This window comes from Novosphingobium sp. CF614 (assembly GCF_900113255.1).
Classification (GTDB): Bacteria; Pseudomonadota; Alphaproteobacteria; order Sphingomonadales; family Sphingomonadaceae; genus Novosphingobium.
The window spans coordinates 1-21,513 of record NZ_FOOR01000028.1 but is presented as its reverse complement, the minus strand read 5'-3'; the positions used below and the strand labels follow the sequence as shown (position 1 = coordinate 21,513).

The window sequence follows — 21,513 nt, the reverse complement described above, 5'->3', positions numbered from 1 at the left end:
TTCAGCCAAGGCGTGCGGGTGGTTCTGGTTCCGGCCCGGTATCGCGACCGACGAGCGGCGCAACAGGGGTTTGCGGAGGCGCAGCCGCTCGGAATTGCGGCGCCAGGTCGAAGGCGGGCGGCGGAATCAACGCGAGCGGTACCGCGCAGCCCATCTTGGCTATGCAGTCGGGCGTCATGCCCTGACACGGGTTCTCAGGTTGAGGGGCCTGCTTGGTGAGACCCATCATTTCCGCGCAATCCGCGTTCATCTGCGCGGCCGTCGCAGTCTGCTCGATCTTCTCGACCGGCATGACGTGCGCGAAAGCAGCCTCCTGGCCCAACAGACCAAGTAATACCCCCAGGAGCAGGGCCAAAGAAAGCCAGCGCTTCACGCCTCTTCTTTCGGCTTGCAACTTGCCCCTGTCAATTCTCGGTCCGGATGGGGCCGGGTTTCAGCCAGTCCGGCAAGAATCGGGCAGTCAGGCCGAGCATCGCCGCTACACCCTTCGGCCAGATCAAGCAGCGTGCGCCGCATGGCTTCGAGCGCCGCCGCTTTGCGGGCGAGGTGCTCGGCATGGCCAAGGGCGATGGCCTTGACCTCGCTGCTGGCCCGTTCCCGATCATCCCAAAGGCCCAGAAGTGCCGCTATTTCGTCCACCGAGAACCCCAGATCGCGGGCATTGGCGATGAAACGGAGGCGCTCGATCGAGCGTGGGGGATAGTCCCGATAGCCGTTGTCGCGCCGATCGGGCGGCGGCATCAGTCCGATACCCTCGTAGTGGCGGATCATCCGCTGCGACACGCCGGTCGCCTTCGATACCTGACCGATGTTCATGGGCGTTGCTCGCCTGATTGCCGGTGCTGGCCATGATGATGGTCGCCGTGAAAGAAGTGCAGCAACGGACAGGCGAACAGGAAGGCGTAGGGTATCAGGCCGAACGGGTGCTGCCGATGCTCCGGGTAGAACAGGTAGACCGCGATGAGGCCCGCCGACACTGCCGCAAGCAGCCATGCCCGTTTGCTGGAAAGGTTCATAGCGCGATCCTCCTCAGGCGCAGCGAATTGCCGATCACGCTGACTGACGACAAGGCCATCGCCGCCGCGGCAATGATGGGCGAGAGCATGAGGCCGAACAACGGGTAGAGCGCGCCCGCCGCCACCGGGATGCCCGCGACGTTGTAGGCAAAGGCGAAGAACAGGTTCTGCCGGATGTTCGCCATGGTCGCACGACTGAGGTGGCGGGCCCGGGCGATACCGGTGAGATCGCCCTTGAGCAGCGTGATGCCGGCGCTCTCGATCGCGACATCGGTGCCCGAGCCCATGGCGATCCCGACGTCGGCGGCGGCGAGGGCTGGGGCATCGTTCACGCCATCGCCGGCCATGGCGACAATCCGGCCTTGTTGCCTCAGGCGCTTGACGATGTCGCTCTTCTGGTCGGGTAAGACATCAGCCTCGATGTCCGCAATGCCCAGCCTGCGGGCGATGGCTTCGGCTGTGACGCGATTGTCGCCGGTCAGCATGATGACATGGATGCCCGCCTCGGCGAGCGCCAGAAGCGCGGCGGGCGTCGTATCCTTGACCGGATCGGCAATGCCGATGGCACCAGCAACCTTACCATCGACGCCCAGGAAAATTGCGGTTGCGCCTTCGCCGCGCAGACGGTCGGCTCGTTCGGCCAGTGGCTCGATCGAGATCCCTTGTTCATCGAGGAAGCGGGCGTTGCCAGCGTGAAGCCGATGAGCATCGACAGTGCCGGTGATGCCTTTGCCGACGGGCTGATCAACGTCGCCCGGTTCGCTGATCGCGAGGCCTCTGGCTTCGGCTTCCCTCACAATGGCGAGGGCCAGGGGGTGTTCGCTGCTGCGTTCAAGGCTGGCGGCTAGGCGCAGGACTTCGTTCTCGTTGAAGCCTTCGGCCGTCTCCACCGCGACCACGGCGGGCTTGCCTTCGGTGAGCGTCCCGGTCTTGTCCACGACAAGCGTATCAACCTTTTCCATGCGCTCGAGCGCCTCGGCGTTCTTGATGAGGATGCCTGTCTGCGCGCCGCGACCGACGCCGACCATGATCGACATCGGCGTGGCGAGGCCAAGTGCGCAAGGGCAGGCGATGATCAGCACTGCGACCGCCGCGATCAGGCCATAGCCCATCGCCGGCGACGGACCGAAGAGCGACCAGGCGATGAACGCCAGAGCCGCGACCGCGATTACGGCCGGCACGAACCAGGCGGACACAGTATCGGCAAGCCGCTGGATCGGCGCCCGGCTGCGCTGTGCATCGGCGACCATCTGGACGATGCGCGCCAGCATGGTATCGCGCCCGATCTTCTCGGCGCGCATGATAAGGCCGCCGGTCTGGTTGATCGTGCCGCTGATCAGCTTCGACGACGCTTCCTTGGTCACCGGCGTCGACTCGCCGGTGACCATCGATTCATCGACCGTGCCGCGACCATCGAGAACCTCCCCATCCACCGGCACCTTCTCGCCGGGGCGGATGCGCAGCGTGTCGCCGACCACAACCTCGTCGAGCAGCACTTCCTCATCCGCTCCATCTGGATGCACCCGGCGTGCAAATTTGGGCGACAGATCGAGCAAAGCCCGGATCGCGCCGCTGGTCGTCTCGCGCGCGCGCAGTTCAAGTAATTGGCCAAGCAGGACCAGCACGGTTATCACCGCAGCCGCCTCGAAATAAACAGCGACCGAGCCATGCGCCGTTTGAAACGCCGTCGGGAAGACGCCGGGCGCGAGCGCGGCCACCATGCTGTAGGCCCAGGCAACGCCCGTTCCCATGGCAATGAGAGTGAACATGTTGAGATGGCGGCTCTTTAATGAAGCCCAACCACGCTGGAAGAACGGCCAGCCAGCCCACAGCACCACTGGCGTCGCCAGAGCCATTTGCAGCCAATTAGACCATTGCTGGCCAATCAGACGGCCCGTCCCGAAAAGGTGCCCGCCCATTTCGAGCGCCACTACCGACATGCTCAGGATAAGCCCGACAACGAAGCGCCTTTTCATGTCGGCATATTCGGGAGAGGGCCCATCGCTGAGCGTCGGGGTCATTGGCTCCAGCGCCATGCCGCAAATCGGGCAGCTTCCCGGAGCCGACCTCTGGACCTCGGGATGCATCGGGCAGGTCCAAATTGTTCCTTCGGGCACCGGCTCTGTCCGCAGCGGTGCATCGCCCGCATATCGCGCCGGATCGGCGTTGAACTTGGCGAGACAGCCCGCGCTGCAGAAGTAGTGATGCGCGCCGGCATGGGCGGCGACATGCGGCGTCGTCGCGGGATCGACGCTCATTCCGCAGACGGGGTCGGTGGCCATTCCCGGTGCTGAAGTTCCGGAATGGGCGCAGTGGGTATGATCGTTATGCGACTCGGCCATGCCAGTTGCTCCTCTAGTCGCAACTTCATGAACCTTGACATCATGGTAGGGTCAAGGGCCATTTCATTCCCGCAGCACAGCGGCGCCATTGTGTCGTGACAACAAGCGATCAGGACGACCGCAGCTATGCCCCAAAAGCCGGGTATCGCCTGAATAGCGCACCGCCGGAACTGGATCGGTCTTGCTGATCAGCTGAGGCAGGCGTCAGAATACCAGGACTTTGTTCGCCTCGAGCGTTTCCCCGGCAAGCTCGTCCATCGAACTTCGCCTGCCCTCTCCAGGATGTCGCCTTCAGCGAGGCCGCGTGCGTCCATGCAGACACCGCAGAGCAGCACTTGTCCGCCGCCGGTGAGGATGTGCTTCAACATGCGCTCAATGTTGTAGTAGCCGTCCGGCGTTCTCTGGCTGGCCTTCGCGCACAACACCGAATCCGCCATGAGGAAAACGGTGAGTTGCGTTTCGGGTGACCTCTTCGCCATGGCTCCGGCAAGGCGCAGGGCGTTGAAGCAATGCTCGGTGCCGTAGGGTGGGTGATTGAGGATAAACAGGACCTTCACGCGTCACCGTCCTTGAGAATCCGGCGGCGTTCTTCGAACTCATCTTTATCAATTTCGCCGCGCGCAAAGCGCTCCCTGAGGATGTCGAGTGGTGTTTGCGGCACTGTCGGCTGTGCCGACGATGGCCCGTTCGATGTTGGCCAGAAACGCCGTACTGCCAGCAGCACAGCGACGATGAGAATCACCGGGACGAGGATCATCAGCAACGTGCCAAGAATCATGCCGCCCCAACCTCCATGCCAACCCGCCATGTGCGGGCCGCAGGGATATCCGCCTTGCCACCCCGGCCCTTGAGCCCAGAGTGGGCTGGCGAGAAAGATCGAACAGACGCTTGCCAATGCAATGGCCCGGATAGTCCTCTTGCGCATATGTGCCTCCATTTCGTCAGACGACGTCAGTCTGGCTTCGCTTGATGGGTGCCGGGCTCGCGTCAGTGACCCGGCGCGGTGTCCTTGCCGGAATGATCATGTGCGTCCGGCTTCTGTTCCCCTCGCTGATCCAGTCCCGAACCTTGCTTCATTGCGCTGCAATGGTGCATTGCTCCCGGCGTCATCATCTGTTCCATGCAGCCGTGCATGCGCTCCATCATTTGCTGTCGCATGACTGTCTGGTCAGTGCCGCTCATCGGCGGCATCTGGTCCATGCATCGCTGAATTTTCTGCATCATCTGCTGTTTCATCGCGCCCATGTCCCGAGCCGCATGCTGCGCCGCAGGGGCGTTCCCCCCGCTGGGCTCGGCCATGGCCGGAACAGAGAAAGCCACGACGAGGGCCGCTCCCAGCAGAGCGATTGTGAGGCGTCCTGGCGATCCATTGGTCAATGTGGCCATGGCATTTTCTCCTTCCCGGTTTGGGATTGCTGGGAATTCTATCTGTCTCACGGCGCGGCGCATTGACCCGGCGCAATCGGTGCTGCGATGGCCGCTGAGTCCGTCCGGACTTCACGCATCACGGCAGCGACGATCAGACCCGATATGAAGGTCAGGCCGCCGATGGCGAGGATTGCCGCCGAGAAGCCGAAGAAGTCGGCGATCAGGCCGGCAGATAGAGCGCCGATCGCGTATCCGAGGTCGCGCCAGAAGCGGTAGACGCTGAGCGAACGTGCCCGCCAGCTCGGGTGCGAGGCGTCCGAAACTGCGGCGATGAGGCTGGGATAGACCATGGCCGTGCCGATCCCGAGCAGCAGACTGCCAAGAATCCACCATCCAAAATGGCTGGTCGAGCCGGTGACGATGAGACCCACGGCCTGGACCCACATGCCCCAGACGATCAGGCCCTTGCGTCCCCACCGGTCGCTGAGCGGTCCGGTGGCCACCTGCAACAGACCCCAGCTTGCCGGATAAAGCGCCTTGAGGATGCCGATCCGTTCGACACCGAGGCCAAGCGACGAAAAGAACAAAGGAAAAATGCCCCAACTCATGCCGTCGTTGAGGTTGTTGACCAGCCCAGCCTGCGATGCCGCGAACAGGTTGCGGTTCCTGAAGGAGGTCAGGACAAAGATTTCGGAGAAGCGGATCGTCGCTTCCTGCCGGGGATGGCCAGCGGTTTCCAGACGGACGTGATCGCGGGTGTCCCGGATGAGCAGGACCGAAAACAGCAGACCCAAGGTTGCATAGCCGATGCCGAGGTAGATGGGGACCGGCCGCAAGCCGTATCGGGAGGCAAGGTAGCCAGTGAGGAAGGCAGTAACCCCGACCGCGAGGTAGCCCACAAATTCGTTGAGACCCACGGCCAGCCCGCGGGATTTCGGGCCGACCAGGTCGACCTTCATGATCACCGTCATCGACCAGGCGAGGCCCTGGTTGATCCCGAGCAGGGCATTGGCCGCGACGATCCATTCCCAGCTTGGTGCCCAGATGATCATGAACGGGACCGGCAGGCCGAACAGCCAGCCCAGCACGAGCACGCGCTTGCGGCCCCAGACGTCGGCTAGCTGGCCCGAGACGAGATTGGCGAAGGCCTTGACCACGCCGAAACTGACAATGAACGAGGTGATCAGGGTCGTCGAGGCAAGGTGAAACTCCTCCGCCCCGATCAGGGGCACCACCGTGCGCTCGATCCCGACCATGCCGCCGACAAAGGCATTGACCAGCACGAGCAGCGCAAACTGCGGCCAGTTTTCCTTGAGGCCGAGCTGGACGCGGCGTTCTGGGCGTTCGCCGGAGTGGGGCTTATCCGGCACGGTCACACCGCCGGAACGGCAAGGCCGGCGTTGACCGCCCGCAACCGGGCGGCCTCGGGCGGTGGCGGCGGAATTTCCGCGACCATCTCTGCCACGAACGCCTCTTCGTCGGTAATGGCAAAGGCGGCATTATGGCGTTTCTCGAAGCCGATCGTCGACCACGGCTTGCCGCTTAGCCGCCGTCCGCACACTGAGCCGGCATAGGCACCGGCCAGCACTTCGACATGATCCGGCAAGGACTTCAGCCGCGCGGCGCTGCGGAACAGATCACGGGCGCCCTCCAAGGCGCTGGTAGCCAGTTCGGTGCGTCCGAGGTCCCCCACCATGAGCGTGTGGCCGGTGAGAACAAACCAGGGTTCGTCCGTGCGCGTGTGATCGGTGACGACCAGACAGATATGCTCGGGCGTATGGCCGGGAGTGTGCAGTACCTCGGCCGTGACATTGCCGAGCGCTAGTATGTCGCCGTCCGTTACGGCGCGGAACGGAAAGCCCACATCGGCCTCGGCGCCAAGCACATATTCCGCCCCGGTTGCCGTGGCGAGTTCTCGCCCCGCCGAGCGATGATCGGCATGGACATGGGTATCGACCACGTAGTGGATCTGCATGCCGCCTTCTTCGGCGGCGCGCAGATAGGGCTCGATGTCGCCGACGGCATCGACCACCGCACAGCTTGCCTTGCCGCCGCAGCCGAACAGATAGGAAATGCCGACCGGCTCGCGGTGGAGGAACTGGCGCAGGATCATGGGATTGCACTCCTGGTTCGAGTGCCGTAAGACTCATTCAATCATTCTGCGGAATGTTCTACTGAAACGAGGTGATGTCAAGCAATGGGTCCCAAGCAGACAATTTACGGCCATCTCGCGGACGTGGCGCAGGCGCTTGGCCATGCAAACCGCCTCGAACTGCTTGAGCACCTTGCTCAGGGGGAGCGCAGCGTCGAGGATCTGTCAGTCCGATCCGGGCTGACCTTCGCCAACACATCGCGGCATTTGCAGATCCTGCGCCGGGCACGCCTGGTGAATGCCGAGCGCCGCGGCAAACGGATCATCTACAGTCTCGCGGGTGAAAGCGAGGTCACGGGACTTATCTACGCGCTTGGGCGTGTGGGGGAACGCAATGTCGCGGAGATCGACCGGGTGATGGCCGATTATTTTCGCGCACGGGATGCGCTCGAAGCGGTGTCGCGCGAAGATCTGATTGTCCGGATGCGGGACGGGCTGGTAACCGTGCTCGATGTCAGGCCGCGCGACGAATTCGAAGCAGGGCATGTACCGGGCGCTCTCAATATCCCACTGTCGGAACTCGCTGACCGGCTCGCAGAACTACCCGACGAGCGAGAAGTTGTGGCCTATTGTCGCGGACCCTGGTGCGTGCTCTCATTCGAAGCAGTGGCAGCACTTCGCGAGCGGGGATTGCAGTCCCGCCGCCTGGAAGACGGCTTCCCGGAATGGAAAGCGGCGGGCCTGCCAGTCGAAGCCGTTCAACCGGGCGCGGCGCACTGATAGGTTGCAGCGCTTATGTCACCCGCGCCCTGGCCCCCACAGGATCAATCCAGCGCCGGCGAGGCAGATCAGCCCGCCCAGAATGTCCCAGCGGTCAGGTGCTACACTCTCGACAACCTTGAGCCAGACCAGCGAGGCGACGATGTAGATGCCGCCATAGGCGGCAAAGGCTCGCCCATGCCTTCACTCAGAAGGGACAATGATCGTAGACGAAGATCTCCATGGCGTTTGAACTTCAAGAAATGGATGCCGCTGGCCGCGTGGCTATTCTGAGCAGTGCGTCGTGCTACTATCCCCCCAGCTGATCTCAACTCAGACCGCCTCGTGCCGCTTCCGAGACCAGCCTGTCGACGACATGCCGCACGCGCGGCGTGAGGTGCGCGCGGCGCGGCCAAACGGCGTGCACTTCAACCGGGACAGTGGAGAGGTTCGTCATGACCGCCTCCAGTTCGTTCCGGCTCAAGCGCTCGCGCACCATGGAGATCGGTACCTGGCAAAGGCCAAGCCCCGCGACGGTGGCTTCGACCATGGCCTCGCCATCACTGATCTGATGCGTGACCGCGGGTGTGATTTTCCGGATCCGACCATCCTCGCGAACGATCCAGGCCAGGGGTGGGCCCTTTGGTGAGCCTACCACGCAGCGATGGGCCTGAAGATCGGCGCTGGTATGTGGTCGCCCGTGCTGATCCAGATAGGATGGCGCGGCACAAATCACGCGCTCCTGATCGATGAGATGGCGAGCGATCAGATTGCTGCTGTCGGCCAACGAGCCGAACCGGACGGCAAGATCCACGTCGTCCTGAAGCAGGTCGCTGGTCGCGTCAGTGAAGGTCAGCGCCAGGTTGAGATCGGGGTTCGACCGCGCGATGTCGGTCAGGATCGGCAGCAATACGGTTCGCCCGAAGGCGACGGGCATATCGATCCGGAGGCGCCCGCTTAGGATGTGGTCTGACGAGGACAACGCCGACTGTGCCGCGGTGACCTCGTCCATCGCCGAGGCACATGCGGCAAGATAGGCCTCGCCATCCGACGTCAGGCGGCTAAGCCGGGTGGTCCGATGGAACAGCTTCGTGCCGAGCCTCGCCTCGAGCCTGGCCACGGATTTGCCCACGGCGGATTTGGTGATGCCGAGCCGATCGGCCGCCAGGGTGAAGCTGCCGGCGCGGGCCGCAGCTACAAAAACGTAGACCCCCTGCAAGGGATCCTGTTCAGCCATGATAGCGATTCGTTCCACTCAGAGTTTCCAATCGGGGTCTTTATAGCGATTTGTTCCGCCGTACATAGGGGGCAGCAACATAGCGCTACGATGCGCCCCGCGAAGGATCGAACATGCAGGACGAAATCTACTCGATATATCATCTGTCGATCCAGCCGACCGACTTCGACGCCTTCAAGTCGTTGGTGGAGCAGATCGTTGACGCGACTGCCAACGAACCTGACACGACGACGTACGAATATGTCGTCAATGCCGAACGGACCGTCGTGCACATCGTCGAGCGTTATCGCACCAACGGCCTGCTGCCGCACGTCGAGCAGACCTTCACGCCATTCAGCCAACGCTTCCTCGCGCTTGCAAAGATTGAGAAGCTTTACGTCTACGGCGACACGACGTCTGAAATCCGCACGAAGCTCGATGGGTTCGGTGCCGAGTATCTTACCCCGTTCGCTGGCTTTTCCCGATAATCTGGAAGCTGGCAACCACGGCGACCGTATTGTGGCGCGGCCGGCGGTGCGGTGCATGACATCGCAGCGGCAACACTTTTCGATGGGTATCGAGACGATGAAGAAACTTTTCCAAGTGCCAACTGTCCAAGTATCGCGCGCTCTTGGACTTCGGTCGACCCGAGAGACTCTTGGCGGGGCCGGCAAGTGATCGCGACCGGGCGGACCCGCTGGGGCGGGCTGGCCGTCGGATTTCTGGCCCTTGCTTCCGCGCCAGCCTTTGCCCAAAATTCACCCGCACCCGCTGATTGCGCCGGACTCGTCCGCGCCCCGCTGACGGGCGGGCGCATTCTTTCCGCTGCGCCCGTGGCAGCGGGAGCGATGCGGGTCGCGGCGTCACCGATCGCGCCGGACCTTGCGCAGCGCGTGGCATCGATGCCGGCCTTTTGCCGCGTGGTGGCTATCGCCACGCCAACCCCGGACAGCCAAATCGGTATCGAGATCTGGCTCCCGCTTCAGAAGTGGAATGGGCGCTTGCTTGGCACCGGCAACGGCGGCGGGGCGGGACGGATCGCGTACGAGATGGGCATGGTTGAAGGGCTCAAGCGCGGTTTTGCCGTTACCAATACAGACATGGGCACGGCACCGGACATCAACGGTACGGTCGGCCATCCTGAACGATGGGCCGACTTTGGCCACCGCGCGACGCATGAAATGACGCGGGTCGCCAAGATCATGGTGGCGGCCTTTTACAAGGCCGCATCCTTCCGCTCGTATTTTGAAGGCTGCTCGACCGGTGGGCAGCAGGCGCTCAGCACGGCGCAGCGCTATCCGGCGGATTATGACGGCATACTCGCCGGTGATCCGGGCAACAATCGAACCCATGTCGCGAGCTATTTCCTGTGGAATTACGCCGCGCTCAATGCTTCGTCCGCCGCAAAGCTGTCGGCAGGGCAGTGGTCGATGGTGACCCGCGCGGTGCTCGCCAGTTGCGCTGGCAAGGACGGCGGAGCACCAGGGGACCGGTTCCTGACCGATCCTCGGCGGTGCGGCTTCGATCCGGCTTCCCTTCCAACCTGTCGAGCCGGAACGTCGGCGGACGAATGCCTAACCGCGCCCCAACGGGCGACCGTTAGTCGGCTTTATGCGGGACCCAGCAACCCACGGACCGGTGAGCGCATCTATGCGGGACTCACGCCGGGCAGCGAGGACCAGCCGCTGGGTCCGGTGATGCAGGGCGATCCCGCAATATGGCCAGACCAGCAATTCTACCCGTTCCGGTGGAGCCTCGGCTCGACCTTCACTTCGGGCGGGTTCAACTTCGATTCCGACCTCGATCGCGTCGATGCCGAGCTTGCGGGTTCGCTTAACGCCAACGGAGCCGACCTTTCCGACTTTGCGCGCCGGGGCGGCAAGCTGATGCTCTACACAGGGCTCGCCGATCCGGCCGTGCCGTTCGCCGAAGTGGTGAATTATTACGATCGGGTGAGCGCGAGCGCCGGACAATCCGGCGCACAGTTCGCCCGGCTCTTCCTCATGCCGGGAATGGGCCATTGTGTCGGTGGCCCAGGCGTCACCGACATCGGCCAGCCGTTTGCCTCGACCGTCCCGCCCGCGCAGGAAAGTGACGCGCTCATGACCCTGGTCGCCTGGACCGAAGGAACGCAACCGCCGGCTGTGCTGATCGCACGCACGCCTGCGCGAGATGGTCAGCCGGCCAAGGAGCGACCGATCTGCGTTTATCCCGCCCTGCCCGAATATCGCGGAGGCGACGCATCGAAGCGTTCGAGTTTCGCGTGTGTACCGCATGCACGCGGCGTTGATCAACGACCTGCCGGCCGTTATCTCAACTGATGGTGAAATAAGCAGTCTGATGGCAAAGGCATCTGATGCCGAACACCGCCTATATCATCTCTGGAAAGCTAACGATCGAAGAACGGGCCGCAGGCCGCAAGGTCACTTACCGTGCGACGACGCTGACGACGCTAAGGCGCATGATTGATGATGTTGCCGCCCCTAACGAACGATGGCCGAGTTCAGAGCGATCCACCGTTTTTGCCATTCTGGGATATGGCGAACACCGTCGACGCTAACTCGATGATCGCTCAGCACTTGCTGGAGGGCTTCCAGCCGGGGCTAGCTAGTCAGGTGTCGGCATGTGCGTGACGCGCTACCCATGCGGTGAATGCCATGGGAAGTCGCCAAGAAGCGTCTTGCCACTAGCCTCGACAAGGGTGTGCAGGCTTTGTCAAACAGGCTCACGGCGTGACCGATATAGACCTCTGGCTGCTCCATCGCCGGCGTGCCCAGAAACAGGCGACTCTGAGGCAAGCAATGGTTGGCACCGAATCCGCCAATCGCGCGTGGCGATTGCGAGGCGATCCCAGGCGGCTTTCCTGACCAAGACGCTCGCACCATAGGGACGCAACCCGATGTCAACGCGTTGTCGAGTGCCGCGGGTGCCGACCGGTCATACTCGGGCGTCACGAACAGGATGCCGTCCATGAGCGCCACGGCCGCGCGGAAATCATTCCGTTCGGGCACCCTCCTGATACTCGCGCTCCGGATTGTAAAGCGGGAGCGCACCGATCTCGATCACCGAGACATTCAGCTGATCTGCGCCAAGGGTCTGGATCGCGGTCGCGACCTACCAGGTTAGGGGTCAGGTCATTGGCCTGCGGACTGCCGACGAGGATTGCGGGCTTCGGGTTCACGATGCGTTCCGTGGTGGCTGACAGGTGGTGGCGGGCGCGGACGTGGCTGTGCCAAAGTCCGGCGAGAGCAGCGCTTTGCTTCTGGAGATGGCGGAGACGAGGACTTCCTGGACCGCCATGATGCGCGGTGCATGGCGAGTATCGCGGTGAACCCCCATCCATATCTCGCGCGTGAGCGCCGCACCGGTGTCGAGGCGGACCAGGTCCGCATGACGCGAGGCGAGGTAACAAGGCAGGTGGCCGAGACCGAGACCCGCCATGACTCCCTGCAGTTGAACCTCGCGGCTGTTCGCGAGCAGGGCGGGCTCGGCCCGCGTCGTACGGTTGGCGAACCATCGTCCGTCCGGCGTGTCGAGGAGGTCGTCCTGGACACGCACGGTCTTGTGACCCGGCGCTCCGGACGCCCAATCGGGCGTTCCATGCGCTCCGAGATAGGCGGGCGAACCATAGACGGCGAACGCCATGTCACCGATCTTTCGGACGACAGTTTCATGCGCGTCGAACCGGCCAAGACGCACGGCGATGTCGGCTTCGCGGCGGGCAAGACTCAAAGAACGATTGTCGGTGATCAGCTCGATCACGATGCCCGGATGCGCGTCGCGGAGCGGCTTGAGGCCGGCGGTGAGGATGTACGCCGCCAGCGCATCGACGGTCGTCACGCGGACAAGGCCCTCCAGGCGTTGGTCCTCGCCGCTGATCGTGCGCTCGAGCGCGAGCGCCGCGTCTTCCATGCGTTCGACCTCACCGAGGATCGCAGCGCCGGTCGGCGTCAATCGAAAGCCCGTCGGCGTCCGATCGAGCAGAGTCGCGCCCGCCCGACCATGGAGATGGTCGAGCCGACGGCCCATCGTCGTCTGGCTGACCTTCAGTGCCCGAGCGGCCGCGGACAGCGTACCGTGACGCGCGATCGCGAGAAAGGTCTTGAGGTCATCCCAGTCGAGCATCATGCGCCTCGCTTGGCGTCGATGCTCCACGGGCCGGCGCCGGCAGCGGCGAAGTAGAGGAAAGCAAAACAATAGATGATCGCGAGCTCGCCGCCGTTGAGAACGGGGAAGAATCCTTGCGGTGCGTGGACCATGAAATAGGCGACCGCCATTTCACCCGAAAGAATGAAGGCGACTGGCCGGGTTAAGGCGCCGAACAGGATCGCGACCCCACCGACGAGTTCGAGGACAGCGGCAAGCCCGAAAAGGCTGATGAGCGGCACTTGTCCAGGCTGAGCGCCTGCGGGAAAGCCGAACAATTTCACGAGGCCGTGCGCGAGAAACAGGATCGACAGCACGATCCGGAAGGTGGCGTGCAGCCGAGGGGTCCACGTCGCGGCGGTGGTATTCAGACTATTGATGGTCATGATCTCATCCTTCAGTTGTCAGGGCGTTGGCTCGAGGCACCGCGGTCGCGGGGAGCCAGCTCGCGATCGATGAAAGCGTTTGGGAACCGACACCGTGGCCGATCCCGTCGGTCAGGCGCAGATCGACATGGTGGCCAGCCGCGCGAAGCCGTTCGGCGGCATCCTGCGACAATCCAAACGGCATGACCGGATCTGCGGAGTCACCGATCACGAGAAGCGACGCGGCGCGCGCTCCAGCTGCAATGACCGGCGCAGCGAGGCGCCCTGCGATTGCGATCACGCGACCGGCGTGCAACCCTTGGGCCACCATGGCGAGCGTCATGATCGCGCCCTGACTAAAGCCGAGCAGCACGAGATCCTCTCGCGCGACGCCATGGTCCTGCGCCAACTGGTCGAGGCGCTGGATCATGCGAGGCAGCGCGTTGGCCACGCGTCGCGGTCGGTCGGCCTGGGTCACGCCACTGAGAGAAAACCATTGCCGACCAGCGCCTCCGCCATCGAAAGCTTCGCACCCGTCAAGTGCGATCACATCGGCGACCGGTGCCAGCGGGGCCAGTGCGGCTCCCATGTCCCGGCCTGACGACCCGACGCCGTGCAGTGCGACGATTAAGGGCCGGCTCATGCCGCAGCTCCAAACGCAAAGGCATCCATCCGCAACACGCCGTGCGTGGTGCTCGCATGGAGATGCTCGGATCGTCCGCCACCGCCAGCCCCGAGTGCCACGAAGAGCGGCAGGAGATGTTCCTCAGTCGGATGGTTGCGCTTCGCCTGTGGCGCGCGATCCCGGTAGGCGAGCAGGTCGTCGATCCGTCCTTCGTCAATGGCGGCGGTCATCCAGTCGGCGAACTGGTCGACCCATGCCGGGGCGGGGGCGTTGAGTGCATGATAATATTCGCGGAAGCTGGACAGGTCGTGCGTGAAGCTGCCCGAGCCGACGATCAGCACGCCCTGTTCACGGAGCGGCGCCAGGAGTTGGCCAAGCTGATAGTGGTAATCCGGCCCCAACGCCGTCTGGATCGAGATCTGGACGCTGGGAATGTCGGCCTTGGGGTATATCAGGCGAAGTGGCACCCAGGCACCATGATCCAGGCCTCGCCGGGGGACGCGGGCAACCGCGCCGCCCGCGGCTTCGATCCGACCGGCGACATGATCGACCAACCAGGCAGAGCCCGGCGCGGCATAGCGGATCGCGTACAGTTCGGCGGGGAAGCCAGTGAAGTCGTGGATGGTCTCGTTGACCGCGCTCGTCGTCACGCTGGGCGCGGTGGTTTCCCAATGCGCGGAGATCACAAGGATCGCGCGCGGCCGTTCGGGAAGTTCGGCATCCAGATGCTCAAGGAATAGGCGGGCGGGCGCATCCGTCAGCGGGAAGGTCGGCGCACCGTGCGATAGGAATAGGGCGGGAAGCATTGGTCACCTCGTTACTACCCACCGATATGGGCGCTGCGAAATGTTTTAGCGATCCATCAAATGTGCGTAGTCATCATGCGTTTTCGCATGGAAGGAAGAGCTGGAGAGGTCGACCTCGTGTAGCGATTCCAGATTGGGTCGTCATGTCCGGACTTTTGGCCTCATGGCCATGCTCGATGAACGCGGGTCGGAACGACCAGCGCCCATCGGCATGTTCGGATTATTGCGCGCTCAGAACATAGATCTTGGCGGTCGCCTTGGGCGTCGGCCAGATTTTCGAGGTAAGGCCAGTGCTCACCGCGACCTTCTGACCCGCGCCGGTGTCATAGGTGACGACGCCACCGCCAACCGCGCCGCCGAGATCCATTTGCCACAATTTCGCACCGCTATTGCTGTCGAGCGCGAAGAAATTGCCGCCCATGTCACCGAAGAACACGACGTTGCCCGCTGTAGGTGTGACGCCGCCGATGATCGGGTTGGGAGCCTTGAAGCGCCAGCGCTGCTTGCCGGAAACCGCGTCGAGCGAGGTCACCCAGCCGGCCCATTGCGACTGGGGATCGGGCTTGCCGAAGCCATCCTTAGACGAGCCAGTCCAGGCCTGCGCCTTCGAGACCGACTTGATCGTATCGTCATCGTCGAAGCGCACCGTCGAGCACCAGTCGACCTGGCCTGCGATGATCGCATCGTGCGCCGGGTCGAAGGCCGGGCCGTTCCACTCCGCGCCGCCCTGCGTTCCGGGGCAGAAACGCGTGCCGGCGGCGCTCATCGGCGCGGCGGTGTTGAACTGCGTCGTCACAGCGATGCGGTAGAGGCGCCGATTGGTCTTCCTGTCGAAGGCGTAGATAAACCCGTCCTTCGGGGTAAGCGCCATGATCTTGGTGCCGTTGCGCGTGGTGAACAGTGCCGGCGCCGAACTCACGTCATAATCGTGGAAATCTTCCGGCACGATCGAGAAGTGCCGCTTGTAAGCGCCGGTCTTGGCGTCGAGCACGACCACCGATCCGGCAAACAGATTGCTGCCCGGGCGCAGCCCCTTGGCGAAATCGGGGGACGGATTGCCGCCAGGCACGTACAATTCGCCTTTGGTCGGATCGAGCGAATAGGAGGTCCAGGTCGCGCCGCCGGATATCTCGACGTCAGGCTTGTTGCGCCAGGTGTCGGCGGGCGGGGCACCCTTGGCCTGTGGGCCGCGCTCGGGATCGCCCGCGGTCTTGGGCACGAGATAGAATTCCCAAACGATCTTGCCGGTTTTGGCGTCGATGCCGTACATCCGCCCCTTCACGCCGCGATTGTCGCCGCCGGCATTGCCGATGAAGACCAGGCCGTTCCAAACGATCGGCGAGGCCGGCACGGTCTCCCCCTTGGGCTGATCGCCGATCTGCGTGTTCCACAGCGCCGCGCCAGTCTTCTGGTCGTAGGCATAGACATGGCCGTTCGCGGCACCGCGGAACACGCGGCCGTCCGCGATCGCGACGCCGCGCTGCGCGCCGAGATAGCTGTCAGGAAAATCCTCATGCACGCGCCAGTTGAGCGCGCAGGTATCGGGGTTGAGCGAAAAGGTGTCGTGCTCTGTCGTGGCGAACAACGCGCCGTCAACCTGGACCAACCCCGACTGGAATGCGGTCGTCTCGCCGGTGTCGAAGCTGCACGCGATCTTGAGCATCTTGGCGTTATCGATGGTGATCGCCGAGAGCGGCGAAAACCGCTCGGATGTGAGCGTGCGATTGTAGCTCGGCCAATCGACCAGAGTTTGTGTCGGTGCCGCGCTGGCAGCGAGTGCGACACTTGACGCGCCAAGCGCCAGCATCATTGAAAAACGCATTGGACTTCTCCTGTGGGTTTCGCCCGCGGACGGAAGCGAAATGGGCCATAGCCTGCCCCCAATGGGCTAATCTATGTGCATGTTCGCGCGGCTCACGGAACGCAGTGTTTACTTTTACCGCGCTTTACCAGCGCGCGCAGCATTTCTATTCGAAATGGGTAGCATACTGCCGTCGCATCGGCAGGTGACGTGTAGAGCCCTGTTTTCGAGGGCTCCGTTTATTAATTAATCGGCAGCCCGGTCTCTGCTATTCGCAAGATCGGCTTGATTGTTATGCCTCGCTCGGAATCGTCGACCGCCTGATTGATGTCGTCGAACGTGTAGAAGCGAACCAGACGGTCGAACGGAAAACGACCCTGCTTATACAGATCAATGAGCACCGGGATGAACGTCTTCGCGACGACGTCGCCTTGAACGATCCCCATGATGCGTTTGCCGGGAATCATGACGTCGTTGACGTTAAACGCGACCTCGGTCCCTTCCTTGGTCGCGCCGACGATCCCACAAATACCGAAAATACCGAGGCAATCGATCGCTTGGCGCAGCACCTCTCCGCGCCCGCTGGCTTCAAGCGCGAGATCGGCGCCCTTGCCGGTGATTTCGCGCACGCGGGCAACAGGGTCCACATCCCGACTGTTCACGGTGTGTGTCGCGCCCAGTTCCAGCGCGAGCGCCAGCCGACCAGGATTGACATCGACCGCAATGATCGTGGTTGCACCAGCGACCGCAGCTGCCATGATCGCGCTCAGACCGACCGCGCCGGTTCCGAATGCGACGAAGCTCGACCCGGCATGGACCTTCAATGCATTCAAAACCGAGCCGGCGCCGGTCTGGATGCCGCACCCGAGTGGCCCCATCAGTTCGAGCGGGACGTCCTTCGGAATGCGCACGACGTTTCGCTCGTTGGCGAGCGCATATTCGGCGAATGCCGATTGGCCGAAGAAATGGTCATGCATCTCGTGACCGTCGGCATCCGTCGCGCCGCTCGACCCGTCCAGGCGACCACCACCGAAGTTGAGCGGCCCCACATGCTCGCAATGCGCCGGATGGCCGGACTCGCAGGTGTCACACAACCCGCACGACATGTAGGTCATCACCACGTGGTCGCCGACCGCGACCGTCGTCACATCCGCGCCGATGGCTTCGACGATGCCCGACCCTTCGTGGCCAAGGATCATCGGCAGCGGCGTACTATAGCCTTGGTTCCGAACGAGCATGTCGGTGTGACAGACACCGCTCGCGACGACGCGTACGAGAACCTCGGTCGGTCGTGGCGGGTCGAGAGACACCTGCTCAAGCAGGAACGACCCCGCAGCCTCGCGGACTACCGCCGCGCGCATGTGACGACCTTCGAGTGTCTCTTGCATGATTGTCTCCTTTCAGGGTCCCGCGCGCACCGCGCGACTCTTCGCCGACGACATAGATACACCGACGATCGTATTATTCAATGCGTAATCAATTTGACATATCGTAATTCCTTCCTATTTCATGGAAACGTCACGCAGGTCGCCGACTCGTGGAGCCGCCTCTCTCGCTTGGCCAGAATGACTGGCGGCCGCTGCCGCCCTAGCGATGGAGAAGCGCAATGGACGTTCGTCTGGTAATCGATAACGAAGCGGTGGATGCCGGTTCGGGCCGCGTTTTCGAGAGGCGCAATCCGGTCTCTGGCGCGGTCGTGACGCGCGCTGTGCGGACTCCGCCGCGGTGCGCGCGGCGGAGTCCGCACAGCGCGCGTTTTTGTTATGGTCGCAAGCAGGTCCCACCGAACGCCGTCGTATCATGGTGCCTCGAATGAGCTGGTAGATCTTACCCGCCTACGCCTCGCCGCCCTGCTCGGTGCCGGGCCTGCTCGTGCCGAGGCCATCACACGCCCGGCCGGTCCCGTGCTGCCGGTCTTCGCCTTACCCTGGCGCTATCGATTGTCAGCTTTCCCGATCGCCCGCCCAACTAGAATCTGTGGCGGCGGACCAACAAGGGGGAAGTTCTGATGTACTGCATCGGGCTGACGTTGTTCTACGCCGGCCTTGATCAGGGCAACTGGCTTGACTGACCGTCGGGCGAGCCGAAGTTCGAATGCACCGTGATGTTGGTTGAAGTTATGCGCACTTATTTCGTACGCCTTGTCTGACCCAGGAGTGTGATGAGTTGGCAGAAGTTGATGATGAAACCGGTAATTCTCGCCGACGCGGTATACAATCGATCGAGATCGGCATGCGCATCCTTGAGGCGCTCGGCGCAAGCGGCGGCGCATCGCCGCTAAGCGCGGTTGCCCAGGCCGTCGGCATGCCCGCACCGCAGGTCCACCGCTATCTGCAGAGCCTTATCGCATCGGGCATGGCGCGACAGGATGCCGCCTCTGGGCGATATGATCTAGGTTCCGCCGCGCTGCGCCTTGGCCTCGTCGCACTTGCGCGAACCGACGCATTCAAGATCGTGGATCGAGTCATCGACGATTTCGTCGAGCGGACGGGGCAGGCCGTGCAGATTTGCGCGCTTGGCCCGCTTGGCCCGACGATCGTACGACTTTACAATGGCCGGCCATCCTTGCTGACGACATTGCATGTCGGCGCCGTCCTGCCGCTTTTGACGTCAGCCACAGGGCGCGTCTTTCTCGCCTATGTCCCCGGATCGGAAACGGCTGATATGGCGGATGCGGAACGGCAGCAGTCTGCGACAGATGGTCCTTCGATCGACTGGATCCGCGCGACCGTAAGGGCGGACGGCAAGGCTGTCGAGACCGGCACCGTAATCCCCGGCCTTCACGCCACCGCGTTTCCGATCTTCGATCTGCAGGGTCGCGCGATGCTCGTGGCGACGGCGCTGGTATCGGAGGTAGGCGCAGAACGCCGCGGGCACGCGGTAGCCGAGCTAGGCGCTTTATGTCGCCATGTCAGCGCCGAGATGGGGTGGTTGGCGAGTGCGTCAACCGCGTGACTGTATCATTTGTCAGTCCTCGATGCGAGGCTACACCATGATGCCATCCATAATGGCGTCCTTCTATCAGCTGACGCGGCGTAGCTCGATGACCGGAAATACCCTGGGCGTTTGCGCCTGCAGGTCGTGATAGCTTTTGTTGAGCTGAGCAAAGATGCGATCGCGCTCCGCTCCCTGGATCTCGATGCCCTCCGCTTCAAAGCTATCGCCCATGTACTCCGCCGTCACCTTGGGGTGCGCAACGAGGTTGTGATACCACTGTGGATGCTTGGAGAGACCTGCGGCCGAGGCGACGATCAGCAGTCGCCCCTCGATAACCTCGGCGCCGATTGGGACCACGCGCTCGAGACCGGTCCTGGCCCCTTTCATCGTGACGATGACAACCGCTGCTGCCGGCAGTTCGCCTGCGGTCTTGCCGCCCGAAGCGCGATAGTCGGCGATCAGGGCCTCGTTGAACATGCGGTTCTTTTCGCCCGGGCCGGTGGAATGCATCTCTTCGATGACGCTCTTGATCGCCGCGATCGTCGCACCGGGATTATGGACAGGATCGCTCATCTCACTTCGATCTCCATGCACTTGGTCACGCTCCGGCATCAGCGGCAATTTTTCCGTAATTGGGACTCTTGACTGCGCTCGACGGCATCGGACGCAAGGTCTTGCGCAGCGTGCGTGCGGGACCTTCGACCGCCACATTGGGGCGCGCGTGCTGGATCGAGATGTTATCCCAGATCACCAAATCGCGCTCACGCCAATGGTGAGCGTATTGCTTATCGTCGGCATATATATGATCGAACAGAGCTTCGAGTACGGCGTCGCTTTCCTCGCCGGTCAATCCCTCAATCGACTCCGTCGTCTGTTGGCAGACGTAGAGAACCTTGCGTCCGGTGCGCGGGTGCGGGAGGCCGATCGGCTTGATTGTCATCGCCTCTGGATTGTCAAATGTGGACACAAGAACATCCGTGTCCCCCCTTGGCGCGTTTTGCATACGTCTCTGGCGTATAATGCTGCACCGCGCGGCACCCTTCAACGCGATCACGCAGATCGCCAGGAAGCGTGCGCCAGGTATACTCTGCACTTACGAACATCGTCGGCGTCGCGGGCTGGCCAACTTCCTGCCCATAGAGCGAGATGATATCGACCCGGTCGTGCTCGGACCACATCTGATCGCAGTGATAGAGAAGCCGCCCGCGCGGTGCCGCCGCCTGGGGTTCTTTATTCGAAATGAGGAACTTGTCGTTGAGCTGCAGGTCACTGGGCGCGATATCGTTACCAATCAGCACTTCAGACAAATAGGTCTGGAACTCGATGTCCACGTCGATTTCACGAAAGATCAGGACGCCCTTTTGATCAAACAACGTGCGTAGCTGTGCCAAGGTTTCTGGATCGAGAGGCGTGCAAGGATCGAGTCCCCAAATCTCTACGCCGAACATCGGGTTAAGATCCTGAACGGGTAACCGGGGCAAATTCCGGGGCGTAGAGGGGTATACAAACTGCCTGCGATCTGATTCACGATGTGGATGGTTCCTGGCGACGACATTGGCGATGGCAAGGCAGAGATGGCTCTGCGCCGCGTTGTCGCGGCGCTGGTTGAGCGCTGCGATCGCCTTGAAGAAGCGGTTGAGCGACTGACAGCGGAGAACGAGGCTCTGAAGGCCGAGAATGCGGCCTTGAGGGAAGAGAACCAGGAACTGAAGGACGAGATAGCGCGGCTGAAGGGCCTGCCTCCGCGCCCCAAGTTCAAGGCGAAGCCTTCGGGGATGGAGAAGTCCACTGCGCCGGCGCCTGGCAAGAAACGGCGCAAGCGCACGCGCGGGGCGGTGAAGTCGAAGCTGGAGGTCACGCGGGAGGTGACGCTCAAGGCTGAAGTTCCATCCGGCGCCCGTTTCAAAGGTTACGAAGAAGTCCTGGTCCAGGACCTGCGGATCGCTGTCGAGGTCGTGCGCTATCGCCGCGAGCGTTGGCAGACGGCGGACGGGAAGCGGCTTGTCGCGCCTCTTCCTGCCGGCATCATGGGCGGCTTTG

At 62.8% G+C, this 21,513-nt stretch carries 26 protein-coding genes and 1 pseudogene; 6 read left to right on the top strand and 21 right to left on the bottom strand.

Annotated elements, in window-relative coordinates:
* Window position 1: 1 nt before the first annotated feature.
* From BM052_RS17730 to BM052_RS17690, 9 genes are all read right to left on the bottom strand, one after another.
* A complete protein-coding gene (locus BM052_RS17730) occupies window positions 2–373 on the bottom strand; it encodes a hypothetical protein (RefSeq protein WP_091149047.1) in 372 nt (123 codons plus the stop codon).
* Window positions 370–816, bottom strand: a complete 447-nt coding sequence (gene cueR, locus BM052_RS17725; protein ID WP_091149045.1) for a Cu(I)-responsive transcriptional regulator — start codon at window positions 814–816, stop codon at window positions 370–372. The genes BM052_RS17730 and cueR overlap by 4 nt, the downstream gene beginning before the upstream one ends.
* A complete protein-coding gene (locus BM052_RS17720) occupies window positions 813–1,016 on the bottom strand; it encodes a DUF2933 domain-containing protein (protein WP_091149044.1) in 204 nt (67 codons plus the stop codon). The genes cueR and BM052_RS17720 overlap by 4 nt, the downstream gene beginning before the upstream one ends.
* Window positions 1,013–3,358, bottom strand: coding sequence for a heavy metal translocating P-type ATPase (locus tag BM052_RS17715; RefSeq protein WP_091149042.1), 2,346 nt, complete (start codon window positions 3,356–3,358; stop codon window positions 1,013–1,015). The genes BM052_RS17720 and BM052_RS17715 overlap by 4 nt, the downstream gene beginning before the upstream one ends.
* A gap of 188 nt (window positions 3,359–3,546) precedes the next feature.
* Complete coding sequence (locus tag BM052_RS17710; protein ID WP_218151574.1) at window positions 3,547–3,915, bottom strand: DsrE/DsrF/TusD sulfur relay family protein; 369 nt, start codon at window positions 3,913–3,915, stop codon at window positions 3,547–3,549.
* Window positions 3,912–4,283, bottom strand: coding sequence for an SHOCT domain-containing protein (locus BM052_RS17705; RefSeq protein WP_218151573.1), 372 nt, complete (start codon window positions 4,281–4,283; stop codon window positions 3,912–3,914). Before BM052_RS17705 ends, BM052_RS17710 begins: the two co-directional genes overlap by 4 nt.
* Before the next feature lie 62 nt (window positions 4,284–4,345).
* On the bottom strand, window positions 4,346–4,744 hold the full coding sequence (locus BM052_RS17700) for a hypothetical protein (protein WP_091149039.1): 399 nt from the start codon (window positions 4,742–4,744) through the stop codon (window positions 4,346–4,348).
* A 47-nt stretch (window positions 4,745–4,791) separates the two neighbouring features.
* Window positions 4,792–6,096, bottom strand: a complete 1,305-nt coding sequence (locus BM052_RS17695; RefSeq protein ID WP_091149059.1) for an MFS transporter — start codon at window positions 6,094–6,096, stop codon at window positions 4,792–4,794.
* A gap of 2 nt (window positions 6,097–6,098) precedes the next feature.
* A complete protein-coding gene (locus tag BM052_RS17690) occupies window positions 6,099–6,839 on the bottom strand; it encodes an MBL fold metallo-hydrolase (RefSeq protein ID WP_091149037.1) in 741 nt (246 codons plus the stop codon).
* 84 nt (window positions 6,840–6,923) lie between these two features.
* Here BM052_RS17690 and BM052_RS17685 point away from each other — a divergent pair, with 84 nt between their 5' ends.
* Window positions 6,924–7,598 carry a metalloregulator ArsR/SmtB family transcription factor gene (locus BM052_RS17685; RefSeq protein ID WP_091149035.1) on the top strand — a complete coding sequence of 225 codons (675 nt, stop codon included), beginning with the start codon at window positions 6,924–6,926 and terminating at the stop codon, window positions 7,596–7,598.
* Window positions 7,599–7,616: 18 nt separating this feature from the next.
* On the opposite strand, the pseudogene BM052_RS17680 reads toward BM052_RS17685, so the two are convergent.
* Both BM052_RS17680 and BM052_RS17675 read right to left on the bottom strand, forming a co-directional pair.
* Window positions 7,617–7,766 (bottom strand): annotated as a pseudogene (locus BM052_RS17680) (hypothetical protein); the annotation flags it as partial.
* 139 nt (window positions 7,767–7,905) lie between these two features.
* Entirely contained in the window at window positions 7,906–8,814 is a 909-nt protein-coding gene (locus tag BM052_RS17675; protein ID WP_091149034.1) for a LysR family transcriptional regulator, read from the bottom strand.
* Between the two features lie 113 nt (window positions 8,815–8,927).
* Between BM052_RS17675 and BM052_RS17670 the strand changes: the two genes are divergently transcribed.
* The 3 genes from BM052_RS17670 (at window position 8,928) to BM052_RS19670 (ending at window position 11,353) form a co-directional block, all read left to right on the top strand.
* Window positions 8,928–9,281: a putative quinol monooxygenase gene (locus tag BM052_RS17670; protein WP_091149032.1), complete on the top strand. Its 354-nt coding sequence runs from the start codon at window positions 8,928–8,930 to the stop codon at window positions 9,279–9,281.
* A gap of 186 nt (window positions 9,282–9,467) precedes the next feature.
* Window positions 9,468–11,114, top strand: coding sequence for a tannase/feruloyl esterase family alpha/beta hydrolase (locus BM052_RS17665; RefSeq protein WP_218151572.1), 1,647 nt, complete (start codon window positions 9,468–9,470; stop codon window positions 11,112–11,114).
* 35 nt (window positions 11,115–11,149) lie between these two features.
* Window positions 11,150–11,353 carry a cupin domain-containing protein gene (locus tag BM052_RS19670; RefSeq protein ID WP_143084888.1) on the top strand — a complete coding sequence of 68 codons (204 nt, stop codon included), beginning with the start codon at window positions 11,150–11,152 and terminating at the stop codon, window positions 11,351–11,353.
* Between the two features lie 43 nt (window positions 11,354–11,396).
* Here the strand turns inward: BM052_RS19670 and BM052_RS20470 are convergent, their stop codons facing one another.
* The 7 genes from BM052_RS20470 to BM052_RS17630 all read right to left on the bottom strand — a co-directional run bounded on the left by BM052_RS20470 (window position 11,397) and on the right by BM052_RS17630 (window position 17,924).
* The gene (locus tag BM052_RS20470; protein WP_177198546.1) at window positions 11,397–11,804 is read right to left on the bottom strand and encodes an NADPH-dependent FMN reductase; all 408 of its coding nucleotides are present in this window, start codon (window positions 11,802–11,804) and stop codon (window positions 11,397–11,399) included.
* 166 nt (window positions 11,805–11,970) lie between these two features.
* On the bottom strand, window positions 11,971–12,918 hold the full coding sequence (locus BM052_RS17655; RefSeq protein ID WP_177198545.1) for a LysR family transcriptional regulator: 948 nt from the start codon (window positions 12,916–12,918) through the stop codon (window positions 11,971–11,973).
* Window positions 12,918–13,325, bottom strand: coding sequence for a DoxX family protein (locus tag BM052_RS17650; RefSeq protein ID WP_091149026.1), 408 nt, complete (start codon window positions 13,323–13,325; stop codon window positions 12,918–12,920). Before BM052_RS17650 ends, BM052_RS17655 begins: the two co-directional genes overlap by 1 nt.
* A gap of 4 nt (window positions 13,326–13,329) precedes the next feature.
* Window positions 13,330–13,947, bottom strand: a complete 618-nt coding sequence (locus tag BM052_RS17645; protein WP_091149025.1) for an alpha/beta hydrolase — start codon at window positions 13,945–13,947, stop codon at window positions 13,330–13,332.
* Entirely contained in the window at window positions 13,944–14,735 is a 792-nt protein-coding gene (locus tag BM052_RS17640) for a DODA-type extradiol aromatic ring-opening family dioxygenase (protein WP_091149023.1), read from the bottom strand. Before BM052_RS17640 ends, BM052_RS17645 begins: the two co-directional genes overlap by 4 nt.
* 220 nt (window positions 14,736–14,955) lie before the next feature.
* Entirely contained in the window at window positions 14,956–16,557 is a 1,602-nt protein-coding gene (locus tag BM052_RS17635; protein ID WP_091149021.1) for an outer membrane protein assembly factor BamB family protein, read from the bottom strand.
* A 221-nt stretch (window positions 16,558–16,778) separates the two neighbouring features.
* Window positions 16,779–17,924 carry an NAD(P)-dependent alcohol dehydrogenase gene (locus tag BM052_RS17630; RefSeq protein WP_091149020.1) on the bottom strand — a complete coding sequence of 382 codons (1,146 nt, stop codon included), beginning with the start codon at window positions 17,922–17,924 and terminating at the stop codon, window positions 16,779–16,781.
* 778 nt (window positions 17,925–18,702) lie between these two features.
* Here BM052_RS17630 and BM052_RS17625 point away from each other — a divergent pair.
* Window positions 18,703–19,491, top strand: coding sequence for an IclR family transcriptional regulator (locus BM052_RS17625; protein WP_143084886.1), 789 nt, complete (start codon window positions 18,703–18,705; stop codon window positions 19,489–19,491).
* A 66-nt stretch (window positions 19,492–19,557) separates the two neighbouring features.
* Here BM052_RS17625 and BM052_RS17620 read toward each other — a convergent pair whose 3' ends face one another.
* From BM052_RS17620 to BM052_RS17610, 3 genes are read right to left on the bottom strand one after another with little or no spacing between them, the layout of a single operon-like run.
* Window positions 19,558–20,085 (bottom strand): nitroreductase/quinone reductase family protein, encoded by a 528-nt coding sequence (locus BM052_RS17620; RefSeq protein WP_177198544.1) that lies wholly within the window; start codon window positions 20,083–20,085, stop codon window positions 19,558–19,560.
* Complete coding sequence (locus BM052_RS17615; RefSeq protein WP_177198543.1) at window positions 20,072–20,440, bottom strand: TauD/TfdA dioxygenase family protein; 369 nt, start codon at window positions 20,438–20,440, stop codon at window positions 20,072–20,074. Before BM052_RS17615 ends, BM052_RS17620 begins: the two co-directional genes overlap by 14 nt.
* A complete protein-coding gene (locus BM052_RS17610; RefSeq protein WP_255406241.1) occupies window positions 20,427–20,954 on the bottom strand; it encodes a TauD/TfdA dioxygenase family protein in 528 nt (175 codons plus the stop codon). Before BM052_RS17610 ends, BM052_RS17615 begins: the two co-directional genes overlap by 14 nt.
* Before the next feature lie 93 nt (window positions 20,955–21,047).
* Between BM052_RS17610 and BM052_RS17605 the strand changes: the two genes are divergently transcribed.
* Window positions 21,048–21,513, top strand: a 466-nt coding sequence (locus BM052_RS17605; protein WP_218151571.1) for a cell division protein ZapB, incomplete at its 3' end; no start/stop codon positions are given.

Excerpts from the sequence above, each read along its gene's own strand:
- cueR (WP_091149045.1), bottom strand. The coding sequence starts at position 816 with ATGAACATCGGTCAGGTATCGAAGGCGACCGGCGTGTCGCAGCGGATG.
- BM052_RS17720 (WP_091149044.1), bottom strand. The coding sequence starts at position 1,016 with ATGAACCTTTCCAGCAAACGGGCATGGCTGCTTGCGGCAGTGTCGGCG.
- BM052_RS17715 (WP_091149042.1), bottom strand. The coding sequence starts at position 3,358 with ATGGCCGAGTCGCATAACGATCATACCCACTGCGCCCATTCCGGAACT.
- BM052_RS17705 (WP_218151573.1), bottom strand. The coding sequence starts at position 4,283 with ATGCGCAAGAGGACTATCCGGGCCATTGCATTGGCAAGCGTCTGTTCG.
- BM052_RS17700 (WP_091149039.1), bottom strand. The coding sequence starts at position 4,744 with ATGGCCACATTGACCAATGGATCGCCAGGACGCCTCACAATCGCTCTG.
- BM052_RS17690 (WP_091149037.1), bottom strand. The coding sequence starts at position 6,839 with ATGATCCTGCGCCAGTTCCTCCACCGCGAGCCGGTCGGCATTTCCTAT.
- BM052_RS17685 (WP_091149035.1), top strand. The coding sequence starts at position 6,924 with ATGGGTCCCAAGCAGACAATTTACGGCCATCTCGCGGACGTGGCGCAG.
- BM052_RS17675 (WP_091149034.1), bottom strand. The coding sequence starts at position 8,814 with ATGGCTGAACAGGATCCCTTGCAGGGGGTCTACGTTTTTGTAGCTGCG.
- BM052_RS17670 (WP_091149032.1), top strand. The coding sequence starts at position 8,928 with ATGCAGGACGAAATCTACTCGATATATCATCTGTCGATCCAGCCGACC.
- BM052_RS19670 (WP_143084888.1), top strand. The coding sequence starts at position 11,150 with ATGCCGAACACCGCCTATATCATCTCTGGAAAGCTAACGATCGAAGAA.
- BM052_RS17655 (WP_177198545.1), bottom strand. The coding sequence starts at position 12,918 with ATGCTCGACTGGGATGACCTCAAGACCTTTCTCGCGATCGCGCGTCAC.
- BM052_RS17650 (WP_091149026.1), bottom strand. The coding sequence starts at position 13,325 with ATGACCATCAATAGTCTGAATACCACCGCCGCGACGTGGACCCCTCGG.
- BM052_RS17645 (WP_091149025.1), bottom strand. The coding sequence starts at position 13,947 with ATGAGCCGGCCCTTAATCGTCGCACTGCACGGCGTCGGGTCGTCAGGC.
- BM052_RS17640 (WP_091149023.1), bottom strand. The coding sequence starts at position 14,735 with ATGCTTCCCGCCCTATTCCTATCGCACGGTGCGCCGACCTTCCCGCTG.
- BM052_RS17635 (WP_091149021.1), bottom strand. The coding sequence starts at position 16,557 with ATGCGTTTTTCAATGATGCTGGCGCTTGGCGCGTCAAGTGTCGCACTC.
- BM052_RS17630 (WP_091149020.1), bottom strand. The coding sequence starts at position 17,924 with ATGCAAGAGACACTCGAAGGTCGTCACATGCGCGCGGCGGTAGTCCGC.
- BM052_RS17620 (WP_177198544.1), bottom strand. The coding sequence starts at position 20,085 with ATGCCGGAGCGTGACCAAGTGCATGGAGATCGAAGTGAGATGAGCGAT.